Source organism: Myxococcus sp. RHSTA-1-4, assembly GCF_020037125.1.
Taxonomy (GTDB): Bacteria; Myxococcota; Myxococcia; order Myxococcales; family Myxococcaceae; genus Myxococcus.
Genome location: NZ_JAIQDG010000013.1, coordinates 761 through 18,195 on the forward strand (window position 1 = coordinate 761; position 17,435 = coordinate 18,195).

Here is a 17,435-nt window from a genome sequence, read left to right on the forward strand (position 1 = left end):
GTGCTGGCTGTCATCTGCCTGGGCTTTGCCCTGGGCGCGAGCGCGGAGCCGCCCGTCGTCACGGGGGCCTATCCGCTCGCGCCGCTGCGCCCGGGCGTGACCAGCGCCGAGATCGGCTTCGACGTCGAACAGCAGGCCATCCAGGTCAAGGTGAGCGTCGAGGGGGTGTCCGCCAGCAAGGGCACCTTCGCCACGCTGACCGATCTCCTGGTGGAGCGCGACTTCGCCGGTGCCGTGCCCTTCCACCTGTTCGTGCCCCTGAAGATGCCGTTCCCCGAGGACGGCGTGCTCAAGGTCACCGCCACCCCCGTGGGCGCGGACTCGGTGCCTGGCGCGGAGCTCGTCACCACCTTCGACGCCAAGGCCAGCCCCCCCGGCTTCGCTCCCACCCCCATCAAAGTGCGCGCGGACACCACCGCGGGCGGCATCGTGCTGGACGTGAACTACTCGGGCCAGGTGGCCGAGGCCGAGCTGTCCGTCATGGGCGCCTCGGCGCTGGCGCTGCGCACGGTGTTTGGCGACCTGAACGAGGCCGAGGCCCACGCGTTCGCCACCGCCCGCCGCATGGTGGGCCGCCCGCGCGCCAGCTCGCCCGGGAAGATCAGCTTCTTCATCCCCTCGGTGGATGGAACCATCCCCCCGGACGGCGTGGTCATCGCGGACGTGGCGCTGCGCGACGCCTTCGGCCGCACGGTGCACACCTCGGCGGTCGAGTTCACCAGCTCGGCCTCGTTCGATCCGCTGCTCACCCTCTCCCCGCAGCCCAGGTCGCTGCTCATGGACCAGGTGGGCCAGCGTGAGCAGCTCAAGGTGTTCGGCAATTTCGCCGTTGCGGGGGAAGTGGACCTGTCCGGCGGCCGTCGGGGTGTCGTCTACGAGTCGAGCAACTCCGGCATCGTCTCGGTGACGCAGTCCGGTGAGGTCATCGCGCTGGCGCAGGGCGAGGCCACCATCAAGATCACCTACGCCGAGCGCACGGCGGAAGTGCCTGTCTTCGTCACCGACCCCTCGCGCATCGCCGCGGTCCGGATCGCCCCGGCCACTGTCACCATTGCGAACGTGGGCGAGTCCGTGCAGCTCCGGCTCGAGGGACTGCTGGACGACTCCGTCACCGGGCGGACGGTGGACCTGACCCCCGCCGCGCTGAACACGGTGTGGCAGTCGAGCGATACCAGCATCGTGACCATCTCCGCGGACGGCAAGGCCACCTCCAAGCGCCCGGGGACGGTGACCGTCACCGCGCGGCACACCACCTCGGAGAACGTCCTCTGGGAGGCGACCCGCCTGGTGGACGCGGCCAACGGCGAGCCGAAGATCCGCCTGTCCGGGCCCACCTCCATCGCCGCGGGCAGCAGCTTCGAGGTGAAGGCCATTGCCACGGATGACGTGGGTGTGAAGCACGTCGAGTTCCGGATCAACGACGTTCCCACCGCCATCGATGACACCGCCCCCTATGTGCTGCAGATCCAGGCCCCGCCGGTGGCGGGCACCACGCTGCGCCTGGGCGCCATCGTGGTGGACACGGGCGGAAAGACGAAGGAGGCGGTCGAGCTCGGCGTGAAGGTGGTGCCTCCCGCCGGGCCCAGCACGCGCAAGGTCGTCTACGAGGCGCCCGAGGCGGGCAGCAACCTCATCGAGGGCCTGCCGCACGTCATCCGCGTGACGAGCGGAGACTGGAAGTCGAAGAGCCTGTCGCCGCTCGACTTCCAGGTGGTGCGCTTCACCGTGGACGGCGCGCCCATCGGCTCCTCGCAGACGGCCCGGGTGGAGATGCGCCCCATCCCCAACTCCAGCCCCCTGGAGCTGGTGGCTGTGCCGCTGTGGGAGATCAACTATGTGCCGCCTCCGGGGACCGCGGGCACCTCCGCCGCCATCAAGGCCACGGCCGTGGACCGGTACGGCGCCACCGCGGAAGGCGCCTCGCTGCTCGTGCGCATCGTGGCCAATGCGCCGCCCCTCATCACGCGCCGGATGCCGCAGGGCGACGAGGTGGATGTCACCGCGGGCATTCCGCTGTCCGTGGAGGGCACCGTCGGTGACGATGCGCTGTCCTTCGGCGTGAAGGTGGCGCTGCTGGTGAACGGGAGCTCCGTCGCCACGGCGCGGCTGGACCAGGGCGGGCTGGCCGGGACGGCCATGGGCTCGCAGGACTTCAAGCTCGCCTGGACGCCCCCCGCGGCGCTCGTTGGCAAGCGCGCGAACGTGGAGATCCAGGCCATCGATCACGCCGGGCTGGAGCGGCGGGTGGGCTTCGAGGCGGTGGTCAAGGCGGACGGGCCGCCCTCCGTGTCCATCCTCTCTCCGACGGATCAGTCCACCTTCGTGGGCGGCACGCCCATCTTCCTCACGGCCGCCGCCACGGACGACAGCGGCGAGGCCCCCCAGGTGACGTGGAAGGTCAACGGAACCGCCGTGGGCCAGTCGAGCACGCCGCCGTACCGGACCACCTACATCACGCCGACTCCTTCGGGCGAGTCGATGACCCTGACCCTCACGGCCGTCGCGCGTGACGCCCAGGGCAATCCGAAGGAGAGCAGCCCCATCAGTGTCACGGTGAGCAGGGACACCTCGAAGCCCTCGGTGTCCATCGTGACGCCGAAGAACGGGGTTCGCGTGCCCAACTCGCAGGGCCTGCTCGTCACCGTGGCCGGCCTGGACAACGTGGACCCGGCCAGGGTGGAGGTCTACCTGGGTGGGGAGACCGAGCCTTTCTTCACGGACGAATCCCCCGGCGAGAACGCCGGAGTGCCGGGCTCGTACATCAGCTACGTGGTCATCCCCCAGGAGCGGCTCACCGGGGAGAGCCTCATCATCACCGCGCGCGCGTACGACGTCGCGGGCAACCACGACCAGGTCTCCCACACCGTCCACCTCAGCGAGGATGGGCCGCCGACCGTCGAGTTCGTGAGCCCCCTCACCGGCACGGAGGTGACAGCGGCCACGACGATTCCCGTGCTGCTCCAGGCCGACGACGACGTGGCGGTGGCCCGGGTGGACCTGTACGAGGTCCGCGGCACCACGACGCAGCTGCGTGGCTCGGCCATGCTGCCGCCGTACCGCTTCGACCTGCTGCTGCCGTCGGCTCCGGGGCCCCTCACGCTGCGAGCGGAGGTGACCGACAGCGCCGGCGAAAAGAACGTAAAGGAAGTCTCCATCACCCTGGACGTGAAGGCGGATGACGAGCCGCCCCTCGTCGCCTTCCGCAGCCCCTCCGAGGGCCTGCGCATCTACGCCGGCCCCAGCCGGAGCGTGGACGTGGAGGTGGTGGCGACGGACAACGTGCAGGTGAAGCAGGCGTGGCTGTACCTGAGAAACCCCAACGACCCGGACAATCCCAGCGCCACCGAGACGCTGGTGGGCTCGGGGCCTATCAGCGGCGTCCATGACGGCAGCCTGTACCAGCTCTTCAAGTGGAAGCTGGACGTGCCCGCGGAGCTCGCGGGCAAGCGGCTGCCCCTGCGCGCCGTCGTGGCGGACAGCGGGAACCGCACCGCCGAGCGCACCCTCGTGCTCCAGGCCGTGGCGAACACGCCTCCAACCGTATCGATTGTCACGCCCGCGCCCCGCACCCCGGTGAAGGAGGGCCAGGACGTCACCGTCACCTTCACCGTGGCGGATGATGAAGGCGTGGCGAGCGTGGCGGCCCGCTCGGGCGGCGTCACCTCCGGCAAGTTCACCGGCCCCATCAACCCCGCCATCCAGCAGAAGATGGTGGTCCGCGCTCCGGTGGTGACGCCCTCGACGCCGGCCTCGGCGCGCTCGGTGGGCATTGCCGCGAAGGACGTCAGCCCCGAGCCCCAGGAGGGCCAAGCCGACGTCACCCTGGACATCGCGGACGATGTCGAGCAGCCCACGGCGCTGCTCGCGGCGCCGCTGCCGGCCAGGGCCGGGGAGCCGGTGCTGCAGGTGGCGCAGGGGGGCAGCCTCGGCCTGCGGGTGGAGGTGTCGGACGACGTCCGTGTCGATCGCGTCGTGGTGATGCTGGACGACCAGGAGCTGCCGTCGCCGCAGCCGGAGACGCCGTTCCTGCGCGCCACCCACGAGGAGTTCGAGGAGGTTCGCGCACCCAACCCGCTCGGCCCCGGAGAGATCCTGGTCAGCCGCCGCTACGTGGGCACCTTCTCGGGGACGGTTCCCTTCAGGCCGTCCAGTGACACGCGGTTCCAGCCCGGCATCCACAAGATCCGGGCGCGCGCGTATGACCCGGCGGGCAACCTCAAGGACACCTCCGAGGTGTCCTTCGAGATCGTCGCCTTCCAGGACAAGCTGCCTCCCGTCGTCCGCATCTCGCTGGACGGCGCGCCCAGCGCGCAGACGTGCGTGGCCGGCTCGAAGGTGGGCTTGCGGGTCAGCGCCTCGGATGACGGCCAGGTGGAGACGCTGTCCGTGAAGTTCAACAACAGCGCGGTGACGGGGCTCACCCGGCAGCCGGAGAGCGGGACGGCCCCGAGCATCAGCCTGAGCGGGCCCTTCACCCTTCCGCCCCTGGAGGGCGCGGAGCCCCGCACCGTCATCTTCGAGGCCACGGCCGTGGACACGCTGCAGCGGACGACGGTGACCACGTACTCCTGCACGCTGGTGCCGGACGCGCCGCCCTTCGTCCGGTGGGTGTCTCCCGCGGGCGGAGACCTCGTCGAGGAGCAGCGGTATCAGGGCTCGGTGGAGTTCCAGGACGACGTGGGGTTGAAGGCCGCCTGGTGGGTGGCCTCCACGTCGGCCGTGAAGCAGGAGGGCGGGACCGGGACCTCGTTCTCCATCGCCGCGCCGGTGCTCGAAACGGCGGAGCCCTTCGATGCCTCGGACTACGCGGTGCCGGGCGCCACCCTGTCCTTCGGGGCGGAGCGCAACTCCAACGGAACCCTGGGTGCACCCGCCGTCTTCGCGGTGGCGGGTGAGGCCGGCGCCGTGCGTGTCACGCCCCATACACCGCTGAAGCCGGACGGGGCTCCCGAGGTCCTGACGCTGGCGGTGCCGGATGACGGCGTGGGCGCCCGTGCCCGTGTCTTCTACCACCTGCGTCCCAAGGCGAATTTGACGCCCGCCAACCAGACGAAGCTGGACGAGTTCAAGGCGCTCTTCCGCAACGGTGACTTCGCCCAGGGCCGCGACGTGGTGCTCAACGCCGGCACCAGCTATGCGGCCGTGCTGAGCTTCCCGGCGGACGCGGTGGAGGTGGAGCAGGTCCTCGTGGAGCTGCAGCCCGCCGAGGGCGACGCACGGCCGCTGCTCGTCTCGCAGCTGGCCCTCCGGTACCAGTCCGGCCAGGCGCACCAGCTCCGCGCCGTGGCCGCCAGCCAGCGGCTCGCGGTGGAGCCGCTGGCCACGGACGTGCGGCCGGGCCAGCCCGTCACGCGTCCGGTGGCGTTCCGCATCCCGGCGGGGTGGGCGCCTCGTGACACGCTGCTCACCGCCATCGCGGTGGATACGCAGAACGCCATCACCCGTGACCCGCGCCCCTTCCGTGCGGTTCCGGACTCGGAGAAGCCGCGCGTGGCAATCATCGGCCTCGCCGAGGGCGCGTCCGCCGTGGCTGGCCAGGAGTTCCCCGTCAAGGTGCGCGTGTCGGACAACGCCAGCCTAGCCCGCGTCCGCCTCCTGATGGACGGCGTGTCGCAGGGCGAGGTGATGCTGGTGGGCACGTCGCAGGACGTGGAGTTCCGCGTCAGCAAGAGCGCGTTCGCCCCGGCGGAGCTCTACGCCGAGGTGACGGACCGGGCCTCGAACACGGCCGTGTCCAACCCGGCCTTCGTGCAGATCGTCCCGGACGCGCCGCCCACGCTGGTCATGGAGCGCCTGGTCTCCACCGGGGAGACGCTCTACCGCACGGAGCTGGAGAACGGCTTCATCAGCCTGCTGCAGGAGGAGAACGCCACCCTGACGGTGTCCCTCAAGGACGACGTGGGCGTGGCCTCGGTGACGTTCAACTACGACGGGCAGGTGCTCACGGGGAGCGGCGACTTCCTCCCTCCCGTGAAGAGCACGTCGAAGTCCGTGACGTTCAAGCCGCCGGCGGGACCGGACGGCGAGCCCACGGTGCTCACCATCATCGTGAGGGACACGGAGGGCCACGAGCAGAGCGCGCGGCTGGTGATCGAGGGCCGCCGGCCCCGCGCGCCCGAGCTGGCCATCCTGGAGCCGGCCGAGGGGGCCTACCTGGTGGAGGGCAGCATCCAGCTCCGGCTGGGGGCCATCACCGCGGATGACACGAAGGTGACGCGGGTACAGTTCTTCGTCAACGGCCAGCCCGCGATGCAGATGCAGGAGGGGGACGGGAAGCCCGTCCAGACCTTCTTCAACGACGAGGGCGAGCCCGTCGCCTCGGACGTCACCATCCGCGAGGTGCTCGCGGCCATGCGGGTGGCGCCCGAGGACATCTCTCGCTACCGCACCTTCCGCGGACTGCTGTCGCTGCCGCCGGGCTTCGTGCGGCTGGACCCGACCCGCACGGAGACGTTCGTCCACCTGCGCGTGGAGGCCACCGACCTGGAGGGCAATCGCTCCTCCGTGGAGCGCAAGCTGCGCATCGCCGAGGACACCCGCCTTCCGGTGACCAGCGTGCTGCGGCCCAGCCTGGGCCGCGACATCATCGAGGGCACGCCGGTGCTCATCCAGGTCCAGGCGCATGACAATGCCTTCGTGGACCGGGTGGAGATCTACGCCGGTCCCAGCGCCGAGGCGCTGGAGCTGGTGCACGTGGCCGGCGGCTTCCCGCCGGAGAACGGCCTGCCGGGCTCGCCCTTCGACGTGTACACGCCGGTGGTGACGTTCCAGCACACGGTGCCGAAGCTGGCGGAGCTGGGCGGGCTGGACATCGTGCCGTACTTCGTGGCCACGCGCGCCCGGGACGTCTCCGGGAACTTCAGCGAGCTGGAGTACCAGCAGATCGACGTGGTGCGGGACCGTGAGCCCGCGCTGTCCATCGTGTCTCCGTCGGACGGGACGCCCGCGGTGGCGGCCAACCCACTGCCGGTGGTGATGGCGGCGGAAGACGACGTCGCCGTCACCGCGGTGTCGCTGTTCCTCGACGACTCGCCGACGGCCTACGCCACGCTGTACACGCCGCCCTTCAACTTCATCGTCAACGTGCCGGCGGACGCCACCACCCTGAAGCTGCGGGGCAAGGCGGTGGACAGCTTCGGGCACGAGGTCTTCTCGCAGACCGTCATCCTGCCGGTGAGGGGCGACCAGAAGCCCACCGTGGCCATCGCGCAGCCGCGCGCGGGGGCCATCGTCACCGAGGGCCGGGACTTCTCCCTGCTGGTGGCCGCGCAGGACGACGTCGAGATCCGGAACGTGGAGGCCACCGTGGAGGGCGGCCTGGACGGGCCGCTGCACTTCGCCAGCTCCACGCGCCCCTACTCCTTCCGGGTGCCGCTGCCGTACGGGTCGGCGTCCCGCACGCTGACGATCAACGCGCTCGCCCGCGACTCGTCCGGCAAGGAGGTCCGCGCCCAGACGGTGCAGGTCACCGTCGTGAAGGACGAGAAGCCGCCCGAGGTGGCGTTCGTGTCCCCCGCGGGGGGCTCGCGCGTGGTGGAGGGCCTGTACGTCAACGTGGAGGCTCGCGCGGAGGACAACGTCGGCCTCGCCGGCGTGACGTTCAAGCTGAAGGTGGGGGCGGGGGAGGAGAAGGTGGTGGCCCGCGTTCCCGCGCCGCCGTACCGCTTCTCGTACCTCGTGCCCAAGGAGCTGGTACCGGACAACGCCCCGCCCGTGTCCCTGGCCTTCAGCGCCGAGGCGCTCGACGTCAGCGGCAACACGGCCTCGGCCCAGGTGACGGTGGAGGCCATCGACGACGTTCCGCCGGCCGTGGGTGTCAACGCCCCCCCGCGGGTGGTGGCCGGGCTGCCGAGCTCCTTCACCACGCAGACGGGGGATGACGTGGGCGTGGCCCACGTGACGTTCCTGGTGGGCCCCGCGCTCGACAAGCTGGTCGAGGTGGGCCGGCGCTTCCAGCGGCCCTTCGAGCACATCTACGTGGCCGACAAGTCGCAGGTCGGCCAGACGCTCCTCCTGCGTGCGCGGGCGACGGACACCATGGGCCAGGAGACCCTGTCCCCCGAGGTGTCGTTCAACGTGGTGGCGGACCAGCCGCCGTCCGTGGCGCTGCTCAAGCCGGTGGAAGGCGCGGCCGTCTTCGAGGGCTCGCGCATGCGCCTGGAGGCGGAAGCGTCCGACGTGGACAGCGGCATCGCGTCGGTGTCCTTCTTCGTGGACGGGCGCAAGGTGGCCACGTCCACCGCGCCCGCGGGCATCCCCGGCAAGCCCAACGTCTACATCGCCAGCTTCACGGCCCCCATCGGCAGTGGCAGCCGCACCTTCACCCTCCATGCGGTGGCGGTGGACAAGGTGGGCCAGGAGACGGCCTCCGCGAAGCGCGTGGTGGGCACCATCGCCGACACGACGGCTCCGGAGGTGGAGCTCGTCGATCCGCCGGACCTGGACGTGGTCACCGAGGGTGAGCTGCTGCAGCTGTCCGCGTTCGCCGAGGACAACGCCGTGGTGGACCAGGTGGCGTTCATCGCCGGCGCCACGACGCCGGACGGGGGCACCGTGACGGAGGAGGTGGGGACCACGGGCGTGCCGGTGCCCGGGCCCGCCGGCCGGCCCGTATACCGCTACACCTGGCTGCTGCCCACGCCGCTGGCGGGGCAGACGCGCACGATTCAGGCCCGCGCGAGGGACCTGACGCACAACAGCGGCACTTCGCAGATCGTCACCGTCGAGGGCGGCATGCGCCCCGCGCGCGCGCCCTACCGGCCCTTCGGCGCGCTGGGCGAGGGGAGCCGGCTGGGCGGGCTCGCGCTGGACGGAGCGGGCCTGGGCGTGGTGGGCGGTTGGGGCCTGCCGGAGGGGGCCTCCGTGCGGCGAGGCGTGGAGTTCTTCCGCGTCACCGAGGAGCGCCTCCAGCCCATCTCGGCGACCCAGCTGGACGGGAACGTGGAGGCGTCGCTCTTCCACGGGGACCTGGCGCTGGTGCTCGTTCGCAATCCGCAGGTGGGCCGCAGCGGCCAGCTCACCGTCTTCGACGTGAGCAACGCCGGCAACATCCTCCGCGAGGGCTCCATCGATCTGCCCGGCCCCGAGACGAATGGCCTGGCGGCCGGGGGCCAGCTGGCCTTCGTGGCCAATGGTGAGTCCGGGGTGGTGGTGGTGGATCTGGCCAACCCGCGTTACCCGCAGCGGCTGACGACGCTGCCGGTGACGGGGACGGCGCGTGACGTGGCCGTCGCGGGCAACCGGCTGCTGGTGGCCGCGGGCCCGGCCGGGCTGCGCGTGCATGACCTGCTGGACCCGGAGCTGGGAGAGCTGGGCTTCGTCCCGCTGCCGGGTGGCGCGGAGACGGTGGCGGTGGTGGGCGAGCGCGCCTACGTCGGCTGCCAGGGCGCCACGGCTTCCCTCGCGGTGGTGGACCTCAAGGGGACGCCGCGCGTCGTCTCGCTGCTGCCGCACATGCCCGGCCGCCGCGACCTGCTGGCCACCGGCCAGCGCTCCATCGCCTCGTCCGGCAACGTGTCGGTGTCCACGGTGCCGCTCATCGACCAGGACGCGCGGCCGGTGAAGGGGCTGCTGTCCGCGTCCGTGGTGGACGACAAGGGCTTCGCGACGACGTTCGTGCGCGCCAACGTGCCGGCCGCCCAGGACGTGCTGATGGTGGACGGCAGCCCGATGACGCTCTTCGGCCACCAGGGCGTGGCGGAGTACACGCTGCCGCGGCTCATCGTCACGGACTCGGTGCCCGCCGAGGGCGAGGAGCAGGTGGCGCTCGGGGCGCCGGAGCTGACGGCGCTGTCCGTGGGCTTCTCGCAGCCGCTCGACGCCGCGACGGTCTCCGGCGCGTCGGTGGTGCTGCGCGAGGGCCTGCTGAACGGCAACCCGGTGGCGGGGGTGACGGTGGCGGTGAGCACGGTGGACGACCGGAGGATCGAGCTCACCCTGCCGGCGGGCACGAAGCTGCAGCGCGGCAAGGAGTACTCCATCACCGTGGAGCCCACCGTGAAGAGCACGCTGGGCCTCGAGCTGGGCAAGCGCTTCATGGCGCGCTTCCGCACCCGCACCCAGGAGGGTGTCCTGCCCGTGGTGAGCTTGGTGGCGCCGCGCGCCGGCCCGGTGGACGGCGGCACGCGCGTGCGCATCGACGGCCAGCACTTCCAGCCCGGTGCCCGGGTGTACTTCTCCAACGCGGAGGCGACCGAGGTCGTCGTCGACGAGACGGGGAACTTCCTCACCGCGCGGACGCCGCAGCAGGTGGAGGGGCCGGTGCGTGTCTCCGTGGTCAACCCGGGCGGGCTCGAGGGGAGCCTGCTGGGTGGCTTCGTGTACATGCCGATCCTGCAAGTGAACTTCGCCACCCCGGCCGTGGGCAGCCTGGGCGGTAATGAAGAGGTGGAGCTGTCCGGCGCGGGCTTCCAGTTCGGCGCGGAGGTCTACTTCCGGGGCGCGGCGGCGGAGAGCGCGCTGGGCAAGAAGGCCCTGTCGGCGACCGTCCTGTCCCCCGGGCACATGCGGGTGACGACGCCGGACGGCAGCTTCGGGCCGGCGGACATCATCGTCATCAACCCGGACGGCCAGCGCGCCGTGGCGGAGAATGCCTTCCTCTATTCGAACCTGGAGGTGACGCGGCGGATTGCCCGTTACACCCCGGCCATCGACGGCAAGGAGGGCCGCCCGGCGGACCGGCTGCCGCAGGGACGCCCCGGGCAGCTCGTGCTCACCGGGGGCAAGGCGTATGTCCTGTCGGACGCCAGCATCGTGGCGGGCGCGGATGTCATCGAGGTGCTCAAGAAGAGCACTCAGGGCGCGCTGGCGGTGGTCAACGTGGCCGTCCCGGAGTCCGCGAGCGTCATGGGCGGCGTGTCCTTCCCTCCGCCCTACAAGCCCCAGGCGCTCGCCGTGCGGGACACGCTCGCCTACGTGGTGGCCGACGCGCAGGATCTGCCGGCGGTCGACATGGTGGGGGAGGGCGGGCCGTCGCTGCTCGTGGTGGACGTGAGCACTCCGACGGCGCCCAAGCTCGTGTACGCGCTGCCCTACGAGGGGCAGGCGCATGACGTGGCCGTGGTGGATGACCTGGCGCTCGTCGCCGCGGGCAACGGGGGCCTGGCGCTCTTCTCGCTGGCGGACCCGCAGCGCCCGGCGCTGCTCGGGTCGATTCAGTCGTTCCTGATGGGCGGCACCCTGAAGACGGCCTCCATCACCCGCGTGCGGGCGATGGGCCGCCATGCCGTCCTCAACGCCGCCATCGGGCAGCAGGCGTCCACGCTCGTGGTGGACCTGGCCCGGCCGGGCTTCCCGGTGGTGGGCGAGACGGAGGGGCTGGGAGACCTGGCCCTGTATGGGACGAACGGCCTGTCCGCGGCCACCCAGGCGCACACGGTGTCGCTGCTGCCGGCCACGCTGCCGCGCAAGGTGGCGCAGGTGCCCGCGCTGGTGGGCACGCGGTTCTTCATGTCCGGGCTGGGCCCGCACCTGGGCGCCAGCGCCGGCAGCAGCGTGGTGCAGCTCACCGTGGCCTCGGAGCCGGCGGCGCCGCTCCCCGTGGACGCGGTGGACCTGTGGCCCGCCACCTCCCTGGCGGACGTGGCCATCGACCGTGGCGTGGTGGCCGCCTCCATCAGCGCGGTGAAGGTGGTCGGAGCGGGTCAGACGGCTCCGAACGACGGGCTCGCGGTCATCGCCGTCCCGTTCCCCATCGTCGTGGCGGTCTACCCGCAGCCGAACGCCACGGGCGTGCGGCCGGTGGACCCCATCGACCTGGAGTTCAACGTGCCGGTGAAGGGGCTGTCCCCCCTCACGGTGCAGCTCTTCAAGCTGGATGGCTCCGCCAGCGGCTCGCCGGTGACGGCGAGCGTCGCGCCCCTGGGCACCGAAGGCACCCAGGCACGCCTCAGCCCCAGCCAGCCGCTCGCGACGCGCACGCGCTACAGGGTGGTGGTCTCCGGCCTCACCGGCCTGGACGGCTCGGTGATGGCGGGCCGCTTCGCGTCGGAGTTCGAGACCTCCAGCGGCAACGACGTCGTGCCGATGACGTTCTCGAAGCTCGAGCCTCGCGAGGGCCCGGTGGCGGGTGGGACGCTCGTCACCCTGACGGGCACCGGCTTCGAGAAGGAGCTCGAGGTGCGCTTCGCGGGCACGCCGGCGACCATCGTCTCCGTTTCGAATGACAAGACGACAGTCCAACTGCTCACGCCGAAGGCGACGGCCGCGGGCGCGGCGACGCTCGAGGTGCGCAATCCCTCGGGTGGCACGCTGATCCGCGCGGGCGCGTTCCTCTACACCCAGCCCCTGGACCTGGTGTCCGTCACTCCGGGCCGGGGCCCGTCCTCGGGCGGCACCAAGGTGTTGCTGGAGGGCGCGGGCTTCACCACCAGCGCCCCCATGCAGGTGCTCTTCGGCGAGGTGCCGGCGCTGCTCGTGCGCGTGCTCGGCATGGGCCGCATCGAGGCCTTCACGCCCAACGGACTGCGGGGCGCGGTGGACGTGACGGTGGTGCACCCGAACGGCCCGCGGGACACGCTGGCGGATGCCTTCGTGTTCGATCAGCCGACGGACTCCGCGGTCGCCTTCAAGGGCGAGATCCGCGACATGGTGTCCATTGGCGACCACGTCTACATGGTGGGCGAGGGTGGAATGCGCGTGGTGGACGTGTCCGGCCTCTACACGCGCGGCCGGCTGGCCGGCACGCCCATTCCCCCCGAGCGCCGCAACGAGCTGGTGGACGAGGATGGTGACCGGGTCGACGACCGCATCGTCGGCAAGTGGGACTACCGGGACGGGGATCTGCTCTCCATCTCCTACCCGCTGGAAGGCGGCGACCGGCTCTTCCTGGGCGCGGGCGTGCGCAACAAGCAGGGCGAGTACGACCGGGCGACGGTCTTCGAGCTGGACATCTCCAACCCGTTCGCGCCCAGGAGCGTGTCGTCCACGGCCACCGGTCCGGGCGCGGCCTTCGGGCTGGATGCGCGGGGCGAACGGCTGCTGACGGCCGCGGGCGCCGCCGGCCTGCGCAGCTTCGACATCTCCCACACGCCGTTCCACCTGCACACGCTCGAGTCTCCCATGGGGGCCAAGGGCGGGGCCAAGGAGGTCAGCGCCCTGGCGGTGGAGGACGGGCTGGCGGTGGTGGGCACGGGCCAGTGGAACCCCGGGCACCGGTTCACCCTGGGCCGGCTGCACACGGTGCGGGTGGAGCAGCAGCCGTCGCACCTGGGCTACCTCACCCTGGACGTGCAGCGCGTGCGGCTGCGCAGGGACTCGTGGGCGGTGGTGGCCGCCGGCACCGAGGGCCTGGTGCTCGTGGACGTGTCCGACCCGGCGAGCCCGAAGCGGGGCGCCTCGCTGGGGACGGACGTGCTCAAGGGCTTTGCCTCGGACGTGCGGCTGGTGGGCAACATCGCCTACGTGGCGGTGGGCGAGGCCGGTGTGGCGGTGGTGGACCTGAGCAACCTGATGACGCCGAAGCTGCTCCACCACGTGGCGGGGGCCAGCGGTGGCTCCGCGCTGCGGGTGGCGGTGGCGGGGGGCCGGGTGGTCACCGCGCGCAACCGCGGCGGCGCCGGCTGGGCACTGGAGTTCGGCCCGGCGGCCGAGCTGACGCTGGTGTCGGCGAGCGTGAAGCCCGGCGACGTGGTGCCCCTGGACCTGTCCTCGCTGCTGTTCACCTTCTCCACGACCATCACCCCGGAGAGCGCCCGCGAGGCGGTGTCGCTCACGGTGGATGGGACGGAGTGGGTTGCCACGGCCGAGCCGCTGGCGGACCTGGAAGCGGGCACCGCGACGGAGCCCGTCAGCACGGCCCTCATCCGCTTCCGGCCGGAGCAGCCCCTGCCCGCGAGCGCGAGCCTGCGCCTGTCGGTGTCCACGGACCTGCTCACGCCGGACGCCAAGCACCTGCTGGCCCCCTTCGCGGTGGACTTCCAGGCGGCCCACGCGGACGGCTCGCGTCCGGAGATCGCCCAGGTGGTGCCTCGCGTGGGGCCCACGGCGGGCGGCTCCATCGTGCAGCTCCTCGGCGACGGCTTCGATGCCGAGGCGACGGTCTTCATTGGCGGGGCGCCGGCCATCGTGCTGCCCGCCGCGGTGCACGACCCCACGCGGCTGGAGGTCATCGTGCCCCCGGGCTTGCCGGGCCTGGCGGACGTGGTGGTCATCAATGCCGTGTACGACGTCAACGGCCAGCGCGTGTCGGGCTCCGGCCTGTCGGATCGGCGGCCGGGCGGCTTCCTGTACAAGCCGCCGCTCTTCGTGAGCACCGCGACCCCGCGCTTCCTCAACCCGCGCGGCGGCAGCAAGATGAAGATCTCCGGTGACGGCTTCCTGCCGTCCTGGGCCTACGGGGCCCTGGGGGCGCCGCGGGTGTTCGTGGGCTCCATGGAAGCCCCGTCCGTGAGCGTGGTGTCCACCGGGGAGCTGTCGGTGACGGCGCCCCCGGGCTCGTTCGGCGCGGACGGCTACGCACAGGTCACCGTGCGCTCGGTGCTCCCCGACAGCAAGGGGGAGGGCGCCAGCGCCGACCTGCTCGAGGAAGGCCAGCTGGCGAAGGTGGTGGGCTACGGCCTGGAGCGCAGTCTGCCGCTGGACACGCCCCGGCCCGGCCCGAGCAACGCGGGTGAGGCGGAGGCGGTGAAGGTCTATCCGAAGGCGCTGGCCGTGGATCAGGCCGACCCGCTGTTCGTGTACGCGTCCGCGGGCGCGGCCATCAACGGCAACATCACCCCCGAGGGTTACACCGGCACCTACACGAGCGGCACGTTCAACGACTCGCAGATGCTGGCCAGCTTCGACGTGGGCATGCCCGGCAAGCCGGTGGCCTCGACCACGACGAGCGTCGATCCGCCCATGGCGAAGGTCGACCTGCTCCACGCCATCCTCTATGGCTACCTGCCTCCCGAGACGCCGTGGCCGGACATGAACCTCATGCCGGACTCGCTGGACGTGGCGACGCGCACCGGACAGGTGCTCATCGCCAACGGCGCCGCGGGCGTGGCCGTGGTCACCTCGAACAACCGGGCCATGAACGAGCTGGGCCGGGCGAAGTTCGGTGACTGGGGCGAGCCGGAGTTCGCCACCCGTCTGCTGCCGACGCCGATTGGAAGCTGGGCCGCGTTCAACAACATGGTGCCGAACCCGCCGCCGGACGCGCCTCCGTGCACGTCCGTCGAGCCGGCGGCCGGGGCCGGTGGCGTGCTGCGCCTGGTGGATACCCGCTATCCGCAGGACCCGCTGCTCGTGGGCACCGTCGCCACGGACGGCGAGCCCTATGGAATGACCGTGCACGGGGGCCGCCTCTACGTGGCCAACGGCGCCCACGAGGGCGTGCACTACTGCCCCAACGATACCGGCACGCTGCCCCCGCCTCCCGACTACTCGCTGGGCGGAGGCGCGCGTGGCGGGCAGCGCACGACATACCACGCCAGCAAGGGCCAGAAGGTGTCCGGCAGCCTGGACATCTACGACTCGGCACGCCCGGGCGCCACGCGCGTGAAGCGCCTGTCGTATGACGCCAACATCACGGACGTGGTGGTGGTGCGGGACACGGCCATCGTCGCGGCCGCCGAGCTGGGCCTGCTCTTCATCGACGTGAGCGTCCCCGCCAACGCGCATGAGCTGGAAGAGCTGCGCATCCGGTTCGACGAGAGCCTGTCCAACACGCCGGGCCAGCCGCAGCGGCTCCGGCTGATGGGTGACATGCTCTTCGTGTCCGCCAACGAGGGCGGCGTGGTGCTGGTGGACGTGGCGAACCCGCGCCAGCCGCGCCTGGTGAGCGGCGGCAACACCGAGGTGGCCATGGACTCGCTGGCGGCGGGCGACCGCCTGCTGGTCGCCAGCCGCACGAAGCTGACGGAGCTCGAGGTGCCGTTCTCGTTCGTCACCGCCGTGACGCCCGAGCGAGAGTCCCTCATTCCGCCGGAGAACCCCGAGTTCGTGGTGCGCCTCAACCGGCCCATCAACGCGGACAGCGTGAATACGGGCACCGTCCACTTCCTCGGCGCGGACGGGAATCCGGCGCGCGGGGCCGACGGCGAGAAGGTGGGCCTGTCGCTGACGGTGGGCACCGACCACACGAAGCGCATCTACACGGTGAAGGCCACCGTGCAGGGCACGCTGGCGCCGGAGACGGCCTATGAGCTGCGGCTGACGACGGGCGTGACGGACGAGCGCGGCGGACGGCTGCTGCTGCCGTTCAGCGCGGGCTTCACCACGGGCAAGGCGGGCAGCCGGATGCCGTCGCTGGTGGCGGTGAAGCCGCAGACCGTCTCGCGCGAGAGCGGCGGGCCCATCACCCTCGAGGGCTCGGGCTTCACTGGCAGCGAGCAGGTCCAGATTGGCGCCAAGGTGGTGAACTGCGGCGTGGCTGGCAGTGGCTGCGCAGCCACGGAGGGCGGCACGGTGCTGACCCTGACGGCTCCCGCGGCCGACCAGTCGGGCCCCGTGGACGTGAAGGTGACCCATCCGGGTGGCCCCTCTTCGGAGCTGGCGTCGGCCTTCTTCTACGTCGAGGACCTGGGCAAGGCCAACGCGACGCTGTCTCCGGACCATGGCCCCGTGGCCGGTGGCACGCCCGTCACCCTGACGCTGGATCGCGACGCGCTCCGGCCGGGCATGACGGTGAAGATTGGCGACATCGACGCGGACGACGTCGACGTCATCGACCTGCGCACCGTGCGCTTCATCGCACCGGCCTCCGACCAGGCGGGCCTGGCGGACGTGGAGCTGGTCATTCCCGGCACTCCGCCGGTGGAAACGAAGGTGGGCCTGTTCGCGTACGACATGCCGTTCGGCGCGAACCTCGACCTGCCGGGCTTCCCGCCGAAGCAGGCGTCCGAGATGAAGCTGGTGGGCGACACGCTGTACGTGGGCGTGAGTGGCCCGACTGGCTCGACGGGGCTCGACATCCTCGACGTGAAGATCGAGGAGCGGCCCATCCGCGAGGGCGGCACGGCGACGGACAATCCGGTGCTGAGCCTGGACGTGGGTGGCCGGCTGGCGCTGCTGGCCGCGGGCCCTGGCATCACCGCGGTGGACGTGTCCGACCCGAAGCGTCCCTTCCGGGTGGGAGGCGCCGTCACGGGCGGCATCGCCGCGGGTGTGCGCATCGAGGGCACCGAGGCGTACGTGAGCGTCACCGAGCCCAGCTCTGGCAGCGGCAAGATCCAGGTCTTCGACGCGGCGCGGCCGGACCTGCCGTTCGTGCGCAACATCCCGCTGTACCCCGAGGACGGGCTCGCGCTCGACCTGGGGCCGGGCCGCTTCTACGTGCTCACCTCGCGTGTCACCGAGTCGGGCGGCAACGGGCTGCGGCTGTCCATCTACGACCGCACGGGCGCTCGCAAGGGCGGGGTCACGGTCGATGCGTCGATCACGTCCACCGACCTGCTGCTGCGCAGCCGCGTGGCGGTCCGCGCGAAGCGAGCCTACGTCACCGTGGGCCAGCG

At 71.7% G+C, this 17,435-nt stretch carries 1 protein-coding gene (cut by a window edge); it reads left to right on the forward strand.

What is annotated here, in order from left to right; translation table 11 throughout:
* On the forward strand, nt 1–17,435 hold the 5' portion of the coding sequence (locus tag K8638_RS18770) for an Ig-like domain-containing protein (protein WP_223755925.1). 14,596 nt of this gene lie beyond the right edge of the window; the window shows 17,435 of its 32,031 coding nt (coding positions 1–17,435); it begins with the start codon at nt 1–3; its stop codon lies off the right edge, out of view.